The organism is Allorhizobium sp. GW101-3B10 (assembly GCF_059424725.1).
The window spans coordinates 3,606,358-3,623,647 of record NZ_JBWKZR010000001.1; the positions used below are offsets into that span (position 1 = coordinate 3,606,358).

A 17,290-nucleotide genomic window follows, 5' to 3' on the forward strand; every position below is an offset into this window, starting at 1 on the left:
TTCTTCAAGCCGTCGTGATTTTGTATCGCGGGCAGAAAGTCCGGCATGGTGAAAGCTGCAATCCCGATTCGTCGGAGCCTCGTGCTGGCCTCCTTGCTGTGCGTGGTCGCCAGCCTGGCGGGTTTCGGCGTCTTTACCCGTTTCGACGCCGCACTGACGGCACGGCGCATGGCCTGGGACCCGCGTGTCGCCACCGGCGACGTGGTCTTCGTCGCCATCGACAAGTACAGCCTGGACGAGATCGGCGTCTGGCCCTGGGACAGGACCGTCTATGCCCGCCTGATCGACACCCTGGCCGGCGCGCAGGCGCGCGACATCCTGCTCGACATCGATTTCAGCTCGCGTTCGTCGCCAAGCGGCGACGCGGCGCTGGCCCAAGCGCTCGAGACGGCCGGTGGCGGGGTGCTGCTGCCGTCCTTTACCCAGTACCACTCCACCAACGGCAGTTCCGACGCCACCGGCGTCACTTCGCCGAACGAGATCTTCGCCGACCATGCGTGGACCGCCAGCGTCAGCGTGCAGGCCGACAGTGACGGCATCATCCGAAAATTCCCCTATGGCGAGATGCAGGGGAGCGAATTCGTCATGTCGGCGCCAGCGACGCTCGCCGGGGTTGCCGACACGCGCTCGGCGCCGTTCGTCATCGATTTCTCCATCGATCCCGCGAGCGTTCCTAGCTTCTCCGCGATCGACGTCGTCTCGGGGCGGATCGATCCCTCCGCCTTCGCCGACAAGATCGTCGTGGTCGGCGCGACCGCGATCGAGCTCAAGGACAATTTCTTCGTGCCCGTTCACGGGTTGATGTCGGGTCCGATGGTCCAGATCATCGCCACGGAAACCCTGCTGCAGAACCGCGGACTGACGCCGCTCAACGCCTTTCCGCTTCTGCTGGCGGTCGGTCTTGTCGGGTTCGTCGCGCTGTCGCCACGACGCAGCCTGCGCCTTCAGTCGCTGCTGATCGGCACGACCGTCATCGGCCTGGAAGGTGCTGCCTTCTGGCTCCAGTCCACCAAGGGCCTGCTGCTGCCGACCGTGTCGGCCCATGCCCTGCTCGGTCTGGTCGTCACGGTGCGCGTGCTGGAGGAACTCGACCTGAGGACCTGGCTGCTGCGCCTCGCCTCGGTCGAGGCCGACAACAGCCGAAACCTGCTCGGCCAGGTGATCAGCGACAGTGCCGATGCCATTCTCGTCGTGGACGAGGACGGCCTTCTCGTCGAACACAGCGCACGGCTCGCCGACGTGCTTCCGGGTGTCGCCGCGGCGCAAAACGGCGCGAACGTCCAGTCCCTGCTGCCCGAACGTTGGCGTGCGGAAATCGCCCGCTCGATCCAGGATCTGCGCGACGGCCAGAACAGGCCGGCGGCGCTGAGCGAGCTTGAACTGGACGGCTCCGACGGCCAAGGCCGGATCATCGAATATACGATCACCGCGTCGCGGCTGGCGCTCGCGGCCGGCAAGAGCCGACAGGGCGACGACCATGTCTTCGTCGCTTGCATCACCGCCCGCGACATCACCGAGCGCAGGCGGCAGGAAGAGCGCATCGGCTTCCTGTCCCGCCACGACGTGTTGACCGGCGCGCTGCGAAGCTCGGCTTTCGTGACGGAGATCGACGACAGGATGACGGTCACGCCGCCGCCGGGGACCGGCCACGCCGTCTATGCGGTCAACCTGCACCGCTTCAAGACGATCAACGCCACGCTCGGCCGCGAGAAGGGCGACGCGTTGCTCAAGGCCGTCGTGCGGCGGCTGTCGCGGCTCGACGGCCGGCTCTCGGCCATCGGCCGGCTCGGCGGCGACACCTTTGCCGCCTTCACCACCATCCCCGTCAGCGAGGCCGAGGCGCGCTCGATCGCCGAGGCGATCGTCAGCACGGTATCTGCGCCCTTCGACGTGACCGATGCCAAGGCCCAGCTCGGCGTGCATATCGGCATGGTACTCCGCACCGAGGCAGCCGACGGCCAAGGGGCGGCGCTGGTCGCCGAGGCCGAACTGGCGCTCGACGAGGCGCGGCGGACGAACGGCAGCGGGCTCGTGCAGTTCGACCCGGAAAGCGGCGCCCGCCACGCGGCCGCGCGGCGGATCGAAACCGAGCTCTGGCATGCGCTGGACAGGGGCGAAATGCGCGTGCTCTATCAGCCGCAGGTCCTGCTGAGGGACCGGCGACTGATCGGCGCCGAGGCGCTGCTGCGCTGGCAGCATCCGGAACTGGGCTTCATCTCCCCCCAGGTCTTCATCGAAATCGCCGAAGCCAACGGCTTCATCGAGCAGCTGGGCCGCTGGGCGCTCGAGCAGGCCTGCCGCGACGCGCTGACCTGGCCCGAGGACCTGACCGTCGCGGTCAACGTCTCGCCGTTGCAGTTCCAGCGCGGCGACATCATCGGCGCGGTCAGGGACGTGCTGGACCTCACCGGCCTGCCGCCGAAACGGCTACACATCGAAATCACCGAATCGACCTTCCTCAACCCGTCGCCGGAACTGTTCGACCGGCTGTCGGCGCTCAAGGCGCTCGGGGTCTCGGTCGCGCTTGACGATTTCGGCACCGGCTATTCGTCGTTCGGCTATCTCGCCCGCTTCCCGCTCGACAAGATCAAGGTCGACCAGATGTTCGTGCGGAGCCTGGTCCAGAGCACGGCCAGCCAGGCGATCGTCAATTCGGTGCGGGCTTTGTGCCAGGGTCTCGGCATCGCCATGATCTGCGAGGGCGTCGAAACCGAGGAGGAGCTCAAGTTCCTCCGCCTGATCGGCTGCGAGCAGGGCCAGGGCTATCTCTTCGGCAAGCCGCAGACCACGGACGATCTGATCCGGATGGCGGAGCAAGAAGACGCCGCCCCCGGCGCCGAAGCCGCCCGCGCCTGAACCGGCAGCTTGGCGCGCCTGGTGAACCGTGCTGCAAGTATCCGTTCCTGCAAGCCCTTGGCAGGCGTCCGCACGCCTTCGCTATTTCGACGCCTCCCAGCCGCCGCTGCCGCCGCCCCATTGGTTCTTGCCCGACCATTGGCCGGAGCCCGAGCGCCCGTCGATGCGGCCGCTCACCGTGCCGTTGAACGGATAGGGCTTGACCTCGTCGAACAGTTTGCCCTGCAGCACGCCTGTGGTCGGCGCGCTGAACGAACCATCCGCGTTAAGCGTGCCGGAGAACCGCGCGTTAAAGCCGTCCCCTTCGAACGTGCCCGATATGGAGCCGGAGACCGAAGAGCCGGAAACGACGAGAGTCATCGAACCCGACGCCTGGCCGGAAATGCGGCCTTTGTACTGGCCGGCAAGATCCGCCGCGGGTTGCTGCGGCTCAACGGTCAGCCCGCTGTGGCTCGCGACGGCGGTGCGATACTCTTCGAATTTGGCCAGTTGGTCCTGATAGGCCTTCGAGTTGGTGCCGTGCACCAGCCCGGTCGACAGGAGGTTCGCCATGGCCTTGATATGGATCGCATTGTGCGGATCAAGAACCCCGTCCCTCTTCAGCTTGTCGCGGATCATCTGGGTGAAGCGCTCGAGATTGTAGGGATGCTTGGCATACCAGTCTCGCCCGTATTTGCCGTAGGCCGCCGTGTCGAGCGCCTCCATCATCAGGCCGGCTTCCGCCTGCGCAGCGGCGCGGGCCTTCTCCACCGCCGCTGCCGACTGTTCCTGCTTGGTGCGCGCGGCAAAGGTCTGGAAGATGTCGTCGATCACTTCCTCGTCGCTGGCGGAGGTCAGGCGCTCGCGGATCGCGTCGCTCGGTTCCGCCGTGGCCTGAGAAATGTCGTCGGCGCGCTGGTCGGCCAGCTCGATCTTGCGGTCGCGGATGATCGAGGAATAGAGCGGCAGGGTCTCCAGCCGCTCGCGGATCGCCTCGCGTGTCTGCGCGTCGCCCTTGGCATATTCCTGGTAGAGCTCCTCGATCGTGCCGTCGACGAACTTGCCCTTGGTGTAGGACACCACGCCCGCCGCCGTCTCGACCGCGGTGAAGGCGGCCGCCGCCGGGGTCGCGGCGATGAAGGCGCGGCCGAGATATTCATAGGCCGCCTGCGGATCGCCGCCCGCCGCCTTGCCCAGAACGTCGGCCGCCTCGTTGACCTTGTCGATATTGCCGAGCGCGCCCGCCATCTGCTGGCGCAGCGCCGGATCCTTGATGCCGTTCGCCAGCGTCTTGCCGAGCGCGACGGCGACCTCTTCCGAGGCGGCCTTGGCCTTTTCCGGATCGCCGCTGGTCATCGCGTTCGCTGCGTTCTCGGCGAACTTGTTGATCTCGTTGGCCGACAGCGCCACCGTGCCGAGCTGGCGCACCAGCGCCTTGTTCGCCCCGGACTTGTAGAGCTTCTGGTAGAGCGCGGTGATCGCCGCCTGCGACTGCGACTTGATCACCTCCTTGGCCTTTTCGTCGGCATAGCCGATCGCAGCCTTCTTGGCATCCTCCTGCCAGGTGGTCGGCGCCTGGGCGAAGACCGCCGGAGGCGAAAGCACGAATGCGCCAGCAAGGACCATGGCCAGCAGATCGAAGGGTCGCAACGGTCTCATCTCGGGTCCACCTCCAGGTCGCTCAGGTCGATATCGGCAAAGGGATCGGTTCCGCTCGCCGGCGCCGCAGCCGGAACCTCGGTGCCCTGCGGCGGATCAAGCGTCTCGTCGAGGCTGCCCAGCACCATTTCGAACAGCGGCAGGCCGTCAGCCGGGTCCTCGCCGAAGGCACGGTAGGCGAGCGTCAACCGCGCGCCGTCGCCCCGCGGTTCGTCGAAGAACACCTGCCGGCCGCGCATGCGCCCCTCGCTCAGTTCCAGCACGGTTGCCGGTCGTCCCAGCAGGACGGTGAAGTCCTGCGCGGCGACCTCCTCGCTCGGCATCGGCTTGTCCTTCGGCCAGAAGGAAAGGGTAATCTGCGCCCCTTCGTCCGGCCGGGTCATGACGATCCCGCCGGCGATGTCCTCATCCGGCTTGACCTGCCAGTCGGTCGGCACCGCGACCGAGGTGCGGCCGACCCAGGCGCGGCGATCCTCGTCGTCGTCCGCCACGTCCTCCTCCATGACGCCATTGATCGCCGCGGCTTTCGCCGGCGTGACATCCGGCACGGCCGCCGGGCTCTCCTGCACCGAAACCGCCGGCTGCACTTCGCCGTCGCCTGCCTCGGCCTTCGTCTTCGCGCCACCGATCGTCACGCTCTTGAGGATGCGATCGAAGTCGGGCTCGCCGCCACCGAGGCGGATGCCGCCCGTCGCCTCGAAGAGGAAATGCAGGCGCTTCTTGTCGACCCTGCCCTCGTCGAGCGTCACGCTCAGCGTTTCGACGTCACCCGTCTTCGAATGGATCCACAGGGCCGGTTCGCCGGCTACCTCGATTTTGTGATTGGAAACGATGTCGGAATAGCCGAGCAGCGGCTCGTCGGGAAACCACCACCAGACCATCAGGCTGCGCTGGCCGTCGGGCGCCTTGAGGGTCAGCGTGTCCCCATCGACCGAGACGGTCCAGTCCGCCGGCGCCTGCAAGGCAAACCCCTCGAAGGCATGTGCCTTCCAGCCGTCGACACCGGTGTCCGAAGACTCGACCGTGCCGGCGTCCTGCGCCGTATCGGCATTTGCGCCATCGCTATCGGCGCCCGGCGTCTGGCTCGGGTTCTTCGCCGCCTCGTCTGCCGTCCGCAGCGAGTCCGCCATGCGGGCGGCCATCGGATCGAGCTTCGCCTTCAGGCTCTTGGCATAGCTGATCTCGAAGGTGTGGATCACTCCGCCGTCGTCACTCAGCAGCACCTTGCGCAGGAAGAAGTCGCCGCCGCGGAAGCCTGAATGCAGATACCAGTTCTCGCCCCGGCGCTTCCGGGTCACCTTCTCGTCCTCGCCGAGGCTCGCCAGGTTTTCCTCGATCAGCTCGTCGAGCGTGCTGTCGAAGACGTTGTGCGCGCCAAAGACCATGAAGCGGGCAGAGCCGTCCCTTGCCTCGAACGTCCGTCCGTCATCATTGTCCGGTGGCGGTAACATGCGGAACATCGGCGCCGAATAGTCGATCCGCGTGCCGAAGCGGTCGTTGCGATAGGTGATCCAGTTGCTGGCCATCGGGTCGGCCGGAACGTCGGCAGTATCCGCCGCACCCTCATCCGTTTCGCCGACGTCCGCCGCGCCGGCATCGGGTTCGGCCACGTCCGACGGCTGCGTCCGGTCGGCGGGTTCGACCGGCAGCGGGTCGCCGCCCATGTCGGAGGGCGGCGCCTCCTCGCCAAGGTCGAGCGGCGGAGGCTGGCTGCCCGGATCGATGGGTTCGATGCCCGGAGGGCCGAGGTCGGGCGGCGCGAGGCCCGGAGGCGAAACTTCGGAAGGATCGAGCGGCGGCGGAGCATCGAACCCGCCGGGTGCCCCGCCTCCGAAGATGTAGGAGCCATAGGCCCAGCCGCGCGTGCCGTCCTCCAGCTCGACGAACAGCCATTTGCCGTTGCGCCGCAGGACCGTGACGAAGGTTCCCGGCCCCATGGGCAGGATCATCGCATAGCCTGAGCCGGGGCCGGTTCGGAGCGCGAGGAAATTGTCGCCGGCGGGATTGAGCCCGCCGACATAGTCCGCCCTTGCCGGCAGGGCCGCCAGCGACAGGAGGAGCACAGTTCCAAGCCAGAGCTTCCGATGCCGATCCACGCGATACCTCCCCCGCCAGCCGTGCGCCGCGCCGACGTCAATCGACGCCGGACCGCTGAAGCGCCCCGCGCAAGCCCCAAATCTCTTTCGGAACTATGCGCCCTTGCGGTCAAAGCTTATTGACACAAGTCAACTGGCGACCCCGCGGCACGATTCCGGCGGAAATATCACCGGGATCGCCCAAGGATGCGGATGGCGGGCGCGTCCCTCAGGCTTCGAGGCCCTTCAGCACGTTTGCGACGTTGAGGCCGATTTCCGGCACGCCGTAGCCACCCTCCATGACCGTGAGGATCGGCAGGCCGGTCGCGGCGATGATCTCGCCCATGCGGATATAATCCGGGCTCTTCAGCTTGAAGAAGCTGATGGGGTCCTGCTCGAAGGTGTCGACCCCGAGCGAGACGACGATCGCCTCCGCGCCATAGGCCCTTATGCGCTTCAGCGCATCGGCAAGCGCCGCCGACCAGACCTCCCAGGGCGTGCCCGCCGGCATCGGATAGTTGGCATTCAGCCCCTCGCCTTCGCCCTCGCCGGTTTCGTCGGCATAGCCGAGGAAGTACGGGAAGGCATCGACCGGATCGCCGTGCAGCGAGGCGAAGAAGATGTCGCCGCGATTGTAGGTGATGTCCTGCGTGCCGTTGCCGTGGTGGAAGTCGACGTCGAGGATCGCGACCTTCTTCGCGCCGTGATCGAGCAGGCGCTGGGCGGCGACCGCAGCATTGTTGATGAAGCAGTAGCCGCCGTAGAGATCGATGCCGGCGTGATGGCCGGGCGGGCGGCAGAGCGAGAAGGCGAAGCGGTTGCCGGCATTCAGCCAGTCGGCGCCGGCGATCGCCACGTCCATCGAGGCGATCGCCGCCTCGTAGGTGCCCTTGGAAATCGCCGTCTCGACCGAATTGGCATAGTAGCCGACGGCGCCGTCGATGTTGTTGGGCACGCGATTGCGGCTGCGGCGATAGGCAAAGGCGGTCGGGATGGCCTCGCCCGGAAAACCCTGGGCGCTCCAGCGGTCCCAGCAGGTGCGCAGGAATTCGAGATAGTCGGCGCCGTGCACCTTGAGGGCGGTCTCGAGCCCATGTTCCTCGGGCGCGACGACATCGGAGAAGCCCGCCTCCTTGACCGCGGCCAGGATCCACTCGGCGCGGAACGGGCCCTCGAACGGCTTCACCAGGATGCCGCCGTGCAGCTCGGTCTTGGCGTCCCTGAGCTTGTGCTTTTCGGAATAGATAACGCGCATGATCGTCGATGTTCCCCTTGATGCTTCTGCGGGGAACGTAGCGTCAACCTCACGGCCTCGGCAAGACGGCCGGAGGGGGATTTCCGGTCGGATGACCAATTTTCATCCGACCGGGAAGCGCTTACTCGACGAGGTTGATTTCCTCGGTCTCGCCGCCGGTGCAGGTATAGCAGCAGTCCTCGCAGGTTTCGCCATTGTCCGGGCCGGTGCCCCAATAGGTGCCCTTGTCGCCGGAAACCCAGGCGCCGTAACAGATCTGTTCGCCCTCGTTGCAGGACAGCGGGATCTGCTTGGTCTCACCGTCGTCGAGATAGAAGACCTTGTTGTCGCCCGGCCAGATGTGATTGCGGTCCTGGCTGTAGAGCTCGACCTCGACGGCGTTCGGATGCTCGTTGCGCATCACGAAGGTCACGTCGGCGGCGGCAGCCGGCAGGACGGATCCGGCAACCGTGCCGGCGAGGAAGAAAAGGGCTGCGGCACGGCGCATCCCGGTAGCAAGCGATGACATGGAATACCCCCAGTTCGTGAAGGCCCGGAACGCCGGGCCTCGCCATTGCTAGCACGGCTGCCGGGGATCGCGGGAGGGGGTCAGGCCCGGCGGTGCGGACGTTTTTTGGGCGCAATCACCCTGCCATCCGGCCGATCTCTTTGTAGAAGATCGTCGTATCGCAATAGCGCCCGTCGGGAAAGAGCGCGTAGTTGGGGATCACGCCCGTGCGACTCCAGCCGAACCGCTCGTAGATTCTTTCCGCCGGTTCACCCGTCGCGGTATCGAGCACCAAAAGCGTGCGGCCGGCTTCGGCCGCCGCCTCTTCAGCGGCTTCCATCAAAAGCCGCGACAGGCCGAGCCCGCGCGCACGGCGATGGACGAGCAGTTTCATCAGGTCGCCGCGATGAGGCTGGTTGGGCTTCGTCGCGAAACCGACCTGCACCGTGCCGAGAACGCGGCCCTCTCCGTCCTCCGCCACCACCAACAGAACCTCTCCCCGCCCGACCGCGGCGGCCACGCCCTGCCAGAAGGGAATGGCATCGTCCGGCCTGTAGGGCGACATGAAGCCGAGCGATGCGCCGCCCTCGACGCAGTCGGCAAGCACCTCGCAGAGATCGGGCAAGGCCGCGAGGGTCTGTTGTTCGTTCAGCAGGCGGATGGCGGTCATCGGGGGCTCCAGAGGCAGGCGGTTCAGCGGTGACCGAGATCGATGATCACGGCATAGCGGGCGGACTTGTCCGTCGTGTTTCGGAACCCGTGGACGTCGCCGACATTCATGAAGAGGCAATCGCCGGCAGAAAGGCGGTGCACGGTCTCGCCGACGGTCAGTTCCATCTCGCCGTCGAACAGCCAGACATGCTGCGACTGGTTGCGGCTCGCCTGCTGGCCGGGAAAGCGCACCTCGGCGCCGGCGGGAAACTCGACCTCGACGACGTCGACCCGTGCACCAAGTCCGCCCGGCGAAACCACCCGCCGCAGATAGCCGCTTTCCGGATCGCGCCAGACCGGCTGGTCGGCGCGGCGGGCCAGCGGTGACGCCTCCTTGCCGGCGGTCGCGAAAAAGACCGACAGCGACACGCCGAGCGCCGAGCAGAGCCGTGCGAGAAGTGCTGCCGTCGGGCTCGCCTCGCCGCGCTCGACCCGCGAAATCATCGCCCGGCTGACGCCGGACAGCTCGGCCAGCTGGTCGAGCGTCAGGCCGCGCTCGGCGCGCAGCGTCTTCAGGCGCACCGCCACTGTCTTTTCAAACTGCTCGTCCATCGATTCCATTATAGAAGAATTGCAGTATCTTATGATGGAGTCAAGCCGGCCGATCCGTCAATGCGTAGTGGAGGCGCACGCAGCCGCGGTCCATCGCCTTGGCACTGATCAACCTTGGGCTGGCACGAAATCCTGTCGCCGGGAAAAGCGGCCGGCCGCCGCCCAGCAGTTCGGGAATCACATAGATCTCGATTTCGTCCAGCGCCCCGTTCTCCATGAATGCCATCTGCAGCTGCCCGCCACCGAGCATCCAGACGTCGCCGTCGTCCAGCAACCGCAACTCCTTGATCAGCGCCGGCACGTCGCTCCGGGTCTGCAACGCCCCCTTCGGATGCTCGATCGGACGCGAGGTGACGACGATCGCCCGCTGTTCGCCATAGGCCCAGGGCGACGGGTCCTTGGCGAGAAAGTCATAGGTGCCGCGACCCATCACGACGGTCCTGATGCCCTTGATGAACGTCCGATAGTCGTGTTCGCCGAGATCCATGCCGTCATATTCGAAGAGCCATTCCAGCGAATCGTCCTGGGTAGCGATGTAGCCGTCCAGGCTCGCCGCGATATAACCGACAATCTTCGCCATTCGACATTCTCCTCTTGATAAATAAATGAACGATCATTTATAAATTAGCCCATGGCCAGGATCAAGACGATAACGGACGACGCATTGCTGGACCGCTTGCTAGGCGTGCTCATGGAGCTCGGACCCGCAGGGCTGACCTTTGCCAATGGCGCAAAGGCGGTCGGGCTTTCGGGCTCGACGCTCGTGCAGCGGTTCGGCACGCGGGACGCGATGATCGAGGCGATCCTGCTCCGCGCCTGGCATCAGCTCGAAGCCGCCACCGCCGCGGCCGACCGCGATCTGCCGTTGAGCCCGGCCGGCGCCATCGACCTGCTGATGGGTCTGATGCCGACTGAAAAGGCGGAGGAGAACGCCACCAACGGTCTCTTGCTGTTGCGGGAAGACATCCGCAATCCCTTGCTGCGGGCCCGCGGCGCCGTCTGGGGCCGCCAGCTCGCGACCGCCCTCGGACGGCGGCTGACCACCCATGCGGACGAGGCGGAACGCCTGGGCTGGCAGATGGCCAGCGTCTGGCAGGGTGCCCATATCTGGTGGGCCTTCACGCGGGACAAGCCTGCCGAAGCCGCGCTGCGGCAGGCGCTGCAGGACTGGTGCCGCACGGCCGGCGTCATGTGACCCGCCCACCGGCCGCCTTCTCCGTCCGCTTCATGCCGGGCGCGTCAATCTTCCAGGCTCACCGGCAGGCGATCGCGGAGAAATACGCGCCGCGCGGGAGAAAGCGCCGCCATGTCGCGCAGACGCTATCGCGGCGATTCTCATTCGGCTAGAAACGCAGGAACGCACGTCTCCCGGCGAGCGTTTCCGCGATCCACTGCCTTGCCGGACACCGATCCGGCGCCGCCATTCTCCAGGATGACCCGATGACCTCTGTGGACGCCCGGGCGAATTCGCCGCTCTCCGTCGCCAGCATCGTCGTCTCGATGACGGCGGTCGCGCTCGGCAACGGGGTGATGTCGGCCTATGTGCCCTTCGTTCTCTCCCGTTCGGGAAGCCCCTCCTGGGCGGCCGGCGGGGCGGTCACGGCGGTCGCCTTCGGCGGACTGCTCGGCTGCGTCGTCGCCGGCCCGCTGATCCGCCGGGTCGGCCATGCGCGGCTCTTTGCTTCCTCCATGGCGCTCGTCATCCTTGGCGCGCTGCTGATCGCGCTTGGTGTCAACCCGATCCTGTGGATCATCGGCCGCCTGCTCTATGGTGCCGCCGGCAATACCAATTTCATCATCGCCCAGAGCTGGCTCAACCATGCCGCCTCGAACGCATGGCGCGGCAGGGCCATGTCCTTCTTCTACATGGCCTACGTCATCGGGCTGGGCACCGGCGCCTGGGCCTTCGGCCAGATGCCGGCGGAGGGAAACCTCGCCCCCCTCGTCACCATCTTCTTCACCGCGCTCGCCATCCTGCCGATCAGCCTGACGCGCCTGCCGACCCCGCCGGCCCCGGCCAATGTCAGCGTCGACATCAGGATGGCCTGGCGCAATTCCCCGGTCGGCTTCATCGGCGTACTCGCCGCCGGCGGGCTCTCCATGATGGTGCAGGGCTTCACGCCGATCTACGCCGCCGGCAACCAGGTGTCGCAGGGCGACATCGCACTTTTGATGTTCGTGATGCAGCTCGGCATGCTGTTCATCCAGTATCCGCTCGGCGCGCTCTCCGACCGCATGGACCGCCGCCTGGTTCTGGTCTTCACCTGCGGCCTGATCGCCGTCATGGCCGTGGTCGCGCTATTTGCCTCGTTTACCCACCTCATGCTGCTGATGATCGTCTTCGCCATCTGGGCCGGCGCGGTGGAAACCGTCTATTCGATCGCCAATGCCCATGCCAACGACCGCACCAGGCCCGAGGATTTCGTGCCGCTCGCCTCGACCATGCTGGTCGCCTGGTCGGCCTCGGCGACGTTGGTGCCGCTGTTCGTCACGCTGGTGACGCCGGGGCTCGGGCCGCAGACCTTCATCTATGCCGCCATGGCGGTCGCCCTCGCCTATGGCGCCTTCGTCATCGTCCGCCTGCTCGGCCGCAAGCCTGTGCCGGGGGACCGGCGCGACGGCTTCGAAATGCTGAGCGCCCAGGTGCCGAACGCCACCGTCATCACCGAGCCGGAAGACAGACGCCCCGACAGACCCCGCTGACGGGCCTTCAAGCGGACAAAACCCGCCGTCAGGGTGAACAAAACCCTGCTTTTCCGCTTTGCGGGCTCAAGCGCCGCTGCTATATGCGCAAGCCATGAGCACAGAAACCCGCACGCCCCTCGACCATATCCGCAACTTCTCGATCGTGGCCCATATCGACCACGGCAAGTCGACGCTGGCCGACCGTCTGATCCAGACGACCGGCGGCCTTGCCGAGCGCGAGATGTCGGAACAGGTGCTGGACTCGATGGACATCGAGCGCGAACGCGGCATCACCATCAAGGCCCAGACGGTGCGCCTGCACTACAAGGCCAACAATGGCGAGACCTATATCCTCAACCTGATCGACACGCCCGGCCATGTCGACTTCGCCTATGAGGTGTCGCGCTCGCTTTCCGCCTGCGAAGGCTCGCTGCTGGTCGTCGACGCCAGCCAGGGGGTGGAAGCCCAGACGCTCGCCAATGTCTATCAGGCGATCGACAACAACCACGAGATCGTCACCGTCCTCAACAAGATCGACCTGCCGGCGGCCGAACCCGACCGCATCAAGGAACAGATCGAGGAAGTGATCGGCATCGACGCCTCGGAAGCCGTGCTGATTTCCGCCAAGACGGGCCTGGGCATTCCCGACGTGCTGGAAGCCATCGTCCACAAGCTGCCGCCGCCGAAGAGCGAACTTGGCGAAAAGGGCCCGCTGAAAGCGCTGCTGGTCGACAGCTGGTACGACACCTATCTCGGCGTCATGGTCCTGGTGCGCGTCATCGACGGCGTGCTGACCAAGGGCCAGACCATCCGCATGATGGGCACCGACGCCAAGTACCAGATCGAGCGCGTCGGCGTCTTGACCCCGAAGATGCTGGCTGTCGAAAGCCTCGGCCCCGGCGAGATCGGCTTCTTCACCGGCTCGATCAAGGAAGTGGCCGATACCCGTGTCGGCGATACCATCACCGAGGACAAGCGCCCGACCGCCAAGGCCCTGCCGGGCTTCAAGCCGGCTCAACCCGTGGTGTTCTGCGGCCTCTTCCCGGTCGATGCGGCCGATTTCGAGGATCTGCGCGCCGCCATGGGCAAGCTTCGCCTCAACGACGCCTCCTTCTCCTTCGAGATGGAATCCTCCGCCGCGCTCGGCTTCGGCTTCCGCTGCGGCTTCCTCGGCCTCCTGCATCTCGAGATCATCCAGGAACGCCTCGAGCGCGAGTTCGACCTCGACCTGATCGCCACCGCTCCTTCCGTCGTCTACCAGCTAAGCATGACCGACGGCACCGAGCGGGAACTGCACAATCCGGCCGACATGCCGGACGTCGTCAAGATCGCCGAAATCCGCGAACCGTGGATCAAGGCGACGATCCTGACCCCGGACGACTATCTCGGCGGCATCCTGAAACTCTGCCAGGACCGCCGCGGCATCCAGACCGAACTCACCTATGTCGGCAAGCGCGCCATGCTCACCTATGAGCTGCCGCTCAACGAAGTGGTGTTCGACTTCTACGACCGCCTGAAGTCGATCTCCAAGGGCTATGCCTCGTTCGACTACCACCTGAACGGCTATCGCGAGGGCAACCTCGTCAAGATGTCGATCATGGTAAATGGCGAACCGGTCGACGCGCTCTCCATGCTGGTCCACCGCTCGGCGGCGGAAAAGCGCGGCCGCGACATGTGCGAGAAGCTCAAGGACCTGATCCCACGCCACATGTTCAAGATCCCGATCCAGGCGGCCATCGGCGGCAACGTGATTGCCCGCGAAACGATCTCCGCCATGCGCAAGGACGTCACCGCCAAGTGCTACGGCGGCGACGCCAGCCGCAAGCGCAAGCTCCTGGACAAGCAGAAGGCCGGCAAGAAGCGCATGCGCCAGTTCGGCAAGGTGGATATCCCGCAGGAAGCCTTCATCGCCGCACTGAAGATGAGCGACGAGTGATCCTCCCTTCTCCCCTCGGGGAGAAGGTGGCCCGAAGGGCCGGATGAGGGGGCAATTCCGTTCGCCTAACGGGAACGCTGTGCCTAGAGCTTCCCATCCTTTGACACATAGTCTGCCGCGATCCATGCGAAATCGCGGTAGTCGAGACTGTCTGCGTCAATGCGCAGGCGGCTGCATATCTCCGGCAGAGCCTCATTGAAGCGCTGGTAGTCGTCTCGAATCGCAGCACCTGACAGGAGCGGCCGGCTGCGCACCGCGGAGTTGAGAAACGAACGGACCTTGTCGATGAGTATCTCGACCTTGCCTTCGTGAGAATCGACATCCTGACCGGCAATGTCTGAGATGAATTTCTGGTAGCGGTAGCGCTCGCAGTCGAGAACAAGGCATTTCTTGCGTTTCTGTACAGTGTCGCCGTAGCGCTTCGCACCGAGAAACAGGCCGAGCTCCAGCGGCATGTTGAACCGGGGAAGCTTGTTCACACCGTCCAGTTCCGTACGGGAGATGTCATGAATGCCGAGCGGACATTCCTCGATCAGCGTCTCGATCTTGGCAATCCGGGTCCCGCCGCCGTCGATCACCTCAAGAGCACAACGCGGCGTGAAGCCGCATCGATAGACGGCAAATACGATCGCGTGAAAGAATGGAAGATAGGCGCCGTCGAACGGGCAATTGATGAAGACCGGCGTTTTGCCGCGAGCCACTAACCGGCTCGCTTCATCGCTTCTTCGCGGTGAATCTCGCGAATGACCTGGTTGAGTTCCCGGACGGTAAAGCTCTTCGGCTTGAACGGCGGCTTCATGATGGGCGTTCCGTCCGATGCGTAGCCGATCACACCACGGGCTCCAGACGCCTCGCGTTTCACTTGCTGAATTTTGGAACCGGCCTTGCTCATGCCATGCATATTGGCGCAATTCCTGACTTTTGCAAGTGACGCAAAGCCAGCAGTGCTCACTCCGCCCCCGCCTTGGCCCTCTCGAAGCGCGCCTCGAATTCGCGCCTGAGCGCCCGGCGTTCTTCCGCGGCGCGCTTGCGCCTGGCCTTCATCTCAGTGTCGACGACGAGTTCCGGCACCGTGGTCGGCTTGCCGGCCTCGTCGACGGCGACCATGGTGAAATAGCAGGAATTGGTGTGGCGGCGTTCGCCGCTGCGGATGTCTTCGGCCTCAACGCGGATGCCGATCTCCATCGAGGTGCGGCCGGCATAGTTGACCGAGGCGAGGAAGGTGACGAGCTCGCCGACATGGATCGGCTGGCGGAACACCACCTGGTCGACAGACAGGGTCACCGCATATTGCTGGGAAAACCGCGAGGCGCAGGAATAGGCGACCCGGTCGAGCAGGTTCAACAGCGCGCCGCCATGCACCTTGCCGGAAAAATTCGCCATGTCCGGCGTCATCAGCACGACCATGTCGAGCTGGCTTGGATCGTGGGCGCGGTTCATGCGGTGTCCTTTCGGCGGCGGGTCCGGGGCCAGTCTAGGGATCAGGCGCGGCGGTGAAAAGGGGGCCGGCGGCTTGCAGTGCTGCCGTGGCTGTGTGGCTGACGGCTCAGGCTGTAGCAGAGACTGAGACTGGTGGCGGGTGGCGGGTGGCGGGTGGCGGGTGGCGGGTGGCGGGTGGCGGGTGGCGGGGCATCGCTTGTTTTCGGATCCTCGGGTCAAGCCCGAGGATGACGGTGGGGACAACATGGCGTCCCCGATCTCCCCCTCATGCTGAGGTGCTTGGCCGACAGGCCAAGCCTCGAAGCATCCGGCCACGGGTAGGCGCGCCAGCCGCACGCCCTCGCCCTTCGAGGGTCGCTGGCGCTCCCACCTCAGGGTGAGGGCTCACGTTGTGCATCCGGCGTGAAGACGGCCGTTGTACTTGTCGATGTGGTGTTCTCCGTCAGCCTTTACGGCGGGTCTGGCGTTCGCGCACCTGCAAGTGTGTGACAGCAAGGCTGCGTCGCGATCTCTCCCGGCAAGCCAGGATAGCCGAGCAAGGCGGGACCTCGAAGCATCCGGCCACGCGCGTCCGCCAAAAACGGGGACGACGAGAGCCGATTGCGCAGAAAAATCAATGCCGGCATTCGGAAAATTTCCCCGCCCCCGCGGGCCAAGGCTACAATGCCCCCGTTCCGCCATCGGATGCATCGGGTCATGCGAACCCGGCGAGGCGGGGCCGGTGCCGGGATTGGGAGCGATCGCAGGCTTTTCATTTCCGGGGCGAGATCAGGGCCTCCCTCGCTGAACAAGCGACGTGCCTGTGCGGCACCCAAGCGGACCACAAACGCCATCCCGAAAGGGTGGAGGTCCGTGTAGAGAGGGCGAATTTCAGGGCCGAAAAACACCGAACGGGGCGCCGCAGGGTGCCATATATTTTTTAACTTACGAGGCAGCTTGCAGCGCCCCGTCCGAACCCTTGAGGCTAAAGGCCGAAGGGAAACTGAAAGAGATCAAGCCACGGGGCGGAGCCGCCGGTGTGAAGGCGAAGCCGTGTCCGGTCATCGGTCGAAAGGCGCGCGCGAAGCCCCGCCGCGTCATACCCAGCCGACCGCCCGGCCGGCGAGGCTTGCGGCGAAGAACAGCAGGAAGCAGGCGGCGACACGGCCGACGAGGGCCGGGTGGCGCCGGCTGACCGAGCGGATCACGGCGGCGCCGAGCGCCAGCCAGAGGCTCGCGACGACGACGACCGTCACGCAGAGCACGGCGAGATAGGGCATGGTCGCGGCCATGCCGCCCGCCGGGATCAGCGCCAGGCCGATGATCAGCGCCTTCGGGTTCATCACCGTCGTCCAGTAGACGCAGCGGCCCTTGACGCAGGTGTCCGCCGCGTTCGGCGCCGGCGCCGTCCACAGCTTGATCGCCAGCGACAGCACCCAGGCGGCGGAGCACAGCTTGACCGCATTGGCGATCACCGGCTGGCCTTCAAGGAAGGGCCCGGCAAAGCTGACGAGCGGCAGGATGGTGGTCAGATAGCCGGCGAGTTCCGCACCCATCAGCGGCCAGGATCGGCGAAAGCCCATGGAGGCGCCGGCGACGGCCAGCAGCGTGTTGGTTGGCCCCGGCGTCAGCAGCAGGAGCGCAAGGGCAAGCGTGAAGGCGGCAAGGGTCAAGGC

At 65.7% G+C, this 17,290-nt stretch carries 15 protein-coding genes; 4 read left to right on the forward strand and 11 right to left on the reverse strand.

Annotation, left to right across the window (positions count from 1 at the left end; translation table 11 throughout):
• Positions 1-45 precede the first annotated feature (45 nt).
• A complete protein-coding gene (locus AC07Y0_RS17955; RefSeq protein ID WP_498679074.1) occupies positions 46-2,856 on the forward strand; it encodes an EAL domain-containing protein in 2,811 nt (936 codons plus the stop codon).
• A gap of 81 nt (positions 2,857-2,937) precedes the next feature.
• On the opposite strand, the gene AC07Y0_RS17960 is transcribed toward AC07Y0_RS17955, so the two are convergent.
• From AC07Y0_RS17960 to AC07Y0_RS17990, 7 genes are all read right to left on the reverse strand, one after another.
• Positions 2,938-4,494, reverse strand: a complete 1,557-nt coding sequence (locus AC07Y0_RS17960; protein ID WP_498679075.1) for a hypothetical protein — start codon at positions 4,492-4,494, stop codon at positions 2,938-2,940.
• Positions 4,491-6,590 (reverse strand): SH3 domain-containing protein, encoded by a 2,100-nt coding sequence (locus AC07Y0_RS17965; protein ID WP_498679076.1) that lies wholly within the window; start codon positions 6,588-6,590, stop codon positions 4,491-4,493. The genes AC07Y0_RS17960 and AC07Y0_RS17965 overlap by 4 nt, the downstream gene beginning before the upstream one ends.
• Before the next feature lie 208 nt (positions 6,591-6,798).
• Positions 6,799-7,824: a histone deacetylase family protein gene (locus tag AC07Y0_RS17970; RefSeq protein ID WP_498679077.1), complete on the reverse strand. Its 1,026-nt coding sequence runs from the start codon at positions 7,822-7,824 to the stop codon at positions 6,799-6,801.
• Positions 7,825-7,945: 121 nt separating this feature from the next.
• Positions 7,946-8,311, reverse strand: a complete 366-nt coding sequence (locus tag AC07Y0_RS17975; RefSeq protein WP_498680269.1) for a hypothetical protein — start codon at positions 8,309-8,311, stop codon at positions 7,946-7,948.
• Positions 8,312-8,447: 136 nt separating this feature from the next.
• Positions 8,448-8,981: a GNAT family N-acetyltransferase gene (locus AC07Y0_RS17980; RefSeq protein WP_498679078.1), complete on the reverse strand. Its 534-nt coding sequence runs from the start codon at positions 8,979-8,981 to the stop codon at positions 8,448-8,450.
• A 23-nt stretch (positions 8,982-9,004) separates the two neighbouring features.
• The gene (locus tag AC07Y0_RS17985; RefSeq protein WP_498679079.1) at positions 9,005-9,574 is read right to left on the reverse strand and encodes a helix-turn-helix domain-containing protein; all 570 of its coding nucleotides are present in this window, start codon (positions 9,572-9,574) and stop codon (positions 9,005-9,007) included.
• Between the two features lie 40 nt (positions 9,575-9,614).
• Positions 9,615-10,154: a dihydrofolate reductase family protein gene (locus AC07Y0_RS17990; protein ID WP_498679080.1), complete on the reverse strand. Its 540-nt coding sequence runs from the start codon at positions 10,152-10,154 to the stop codon at positions 9,615-9,617.
• A 51-nt stretch (positions 10,155-10,205) separates the two neighbouring features.
• Between AC07Y0_RS17990 and AC07Y0_RS17995 the strand changes: the two genes are divergently transcribed.
• The 3 genes from AC07Y0_RS17995 to lepA all read left to right on the forward strand — a co-directional run bounded on the left by AC07Y0_RS17995 (position 10,206) and on the right by lepA (position 14,195).
• A complete protein-coding gene (locus AC07Y0_RS17995) occupies positions 10,206-10,769 on the forward strand; it encodes a TetR/AcrR family transcriptional regulator (RefSeq protein ID WP_498679081.1) in 564 nt (187 codons plus the stop codon).
• A gap of 245 nt (positions 10,770-11,014) precedes the next feature.
• On the forward strand, positions 11,015-12,277 hold the full coding sequence (locus AC07Y0_RS18000; RefSeq protein ID WP_498679082.1) for an MFS transporter: 1,263 nt from the start codon (positions 11,015-11,017) through the stop codon (positions 12,275-12,277).
• A 94-nt stretch (positions 12,278-12,371) separates the two neighbouring features.
• Positions 12,372-14,195 (forward strand): translation elongation factor 4, encoded by a 1,824-nt coding sequence (gene lepA / locus AC07Y0_RS18005; RefSeq protein WP_498679083.1) that lies wholly within the window; start codon positions 12,372-12,374, stop codon positions 14,193-14,195.
• Between the two features lie 83 nt (positions 14,196-14,278).
• Here the strand turns inward: lepA and AC07Y0_RS18010 are convergent, their stop codons facing one another.
• From AC07Y0_RS18010 to AC07Y0_RS18025, 4 genes are all read right to left on the reverse strand, one after another.
• Positions 14,279-14,896: a hypothetical protein gene (locus AC07Y0_RS18010; RefSeq protein WP_498679084.1), complete on the reverse strand. Its 618-nt coding sequence runs from the start codon at positions 14,894-14,896 to the stop codon at positions 14,279-14,281.
• Complete coding sequence (locus AC07Y0_RS18015; protein WP_498679085.1) at positions 14,896-15,096, reverse strand: hypothetical protein; 201 nt, start codon at positions 15,094-15,096, stop codon at positions 14,896-14,898. The genes AC07Y0_RS18010 and AC07Y0_RS18015 overlap by 1 nt, the downstream gene beginning before the upstream one ends.
• Positions 15,097-15,143: 47 nt before the next feature.
• On the reverse strand, positions 15,144-15,635 hold the full coding sequence (locus AC07Y0_RS18020) for an acyl-CoA thioesterase (RefSeq protein ID WP_498679086.1): 492 nt from the start codon (positions 15,633-15,635) through the stop codon (positions 15,144-15,146).
• 1,076 nt (positions 15,636-16,711) lie between these two features.
• Entirely contained in the window at positions 16,712-17,287 is a 576-nt protein-coding gene (locus tag AC07Y0_RS18025; protein ID WP_498679087.1) for a LysE family translocator, read from the reverse strand.
• Positions 17,288-17,290: the final 3 nt, after the last annotated feature.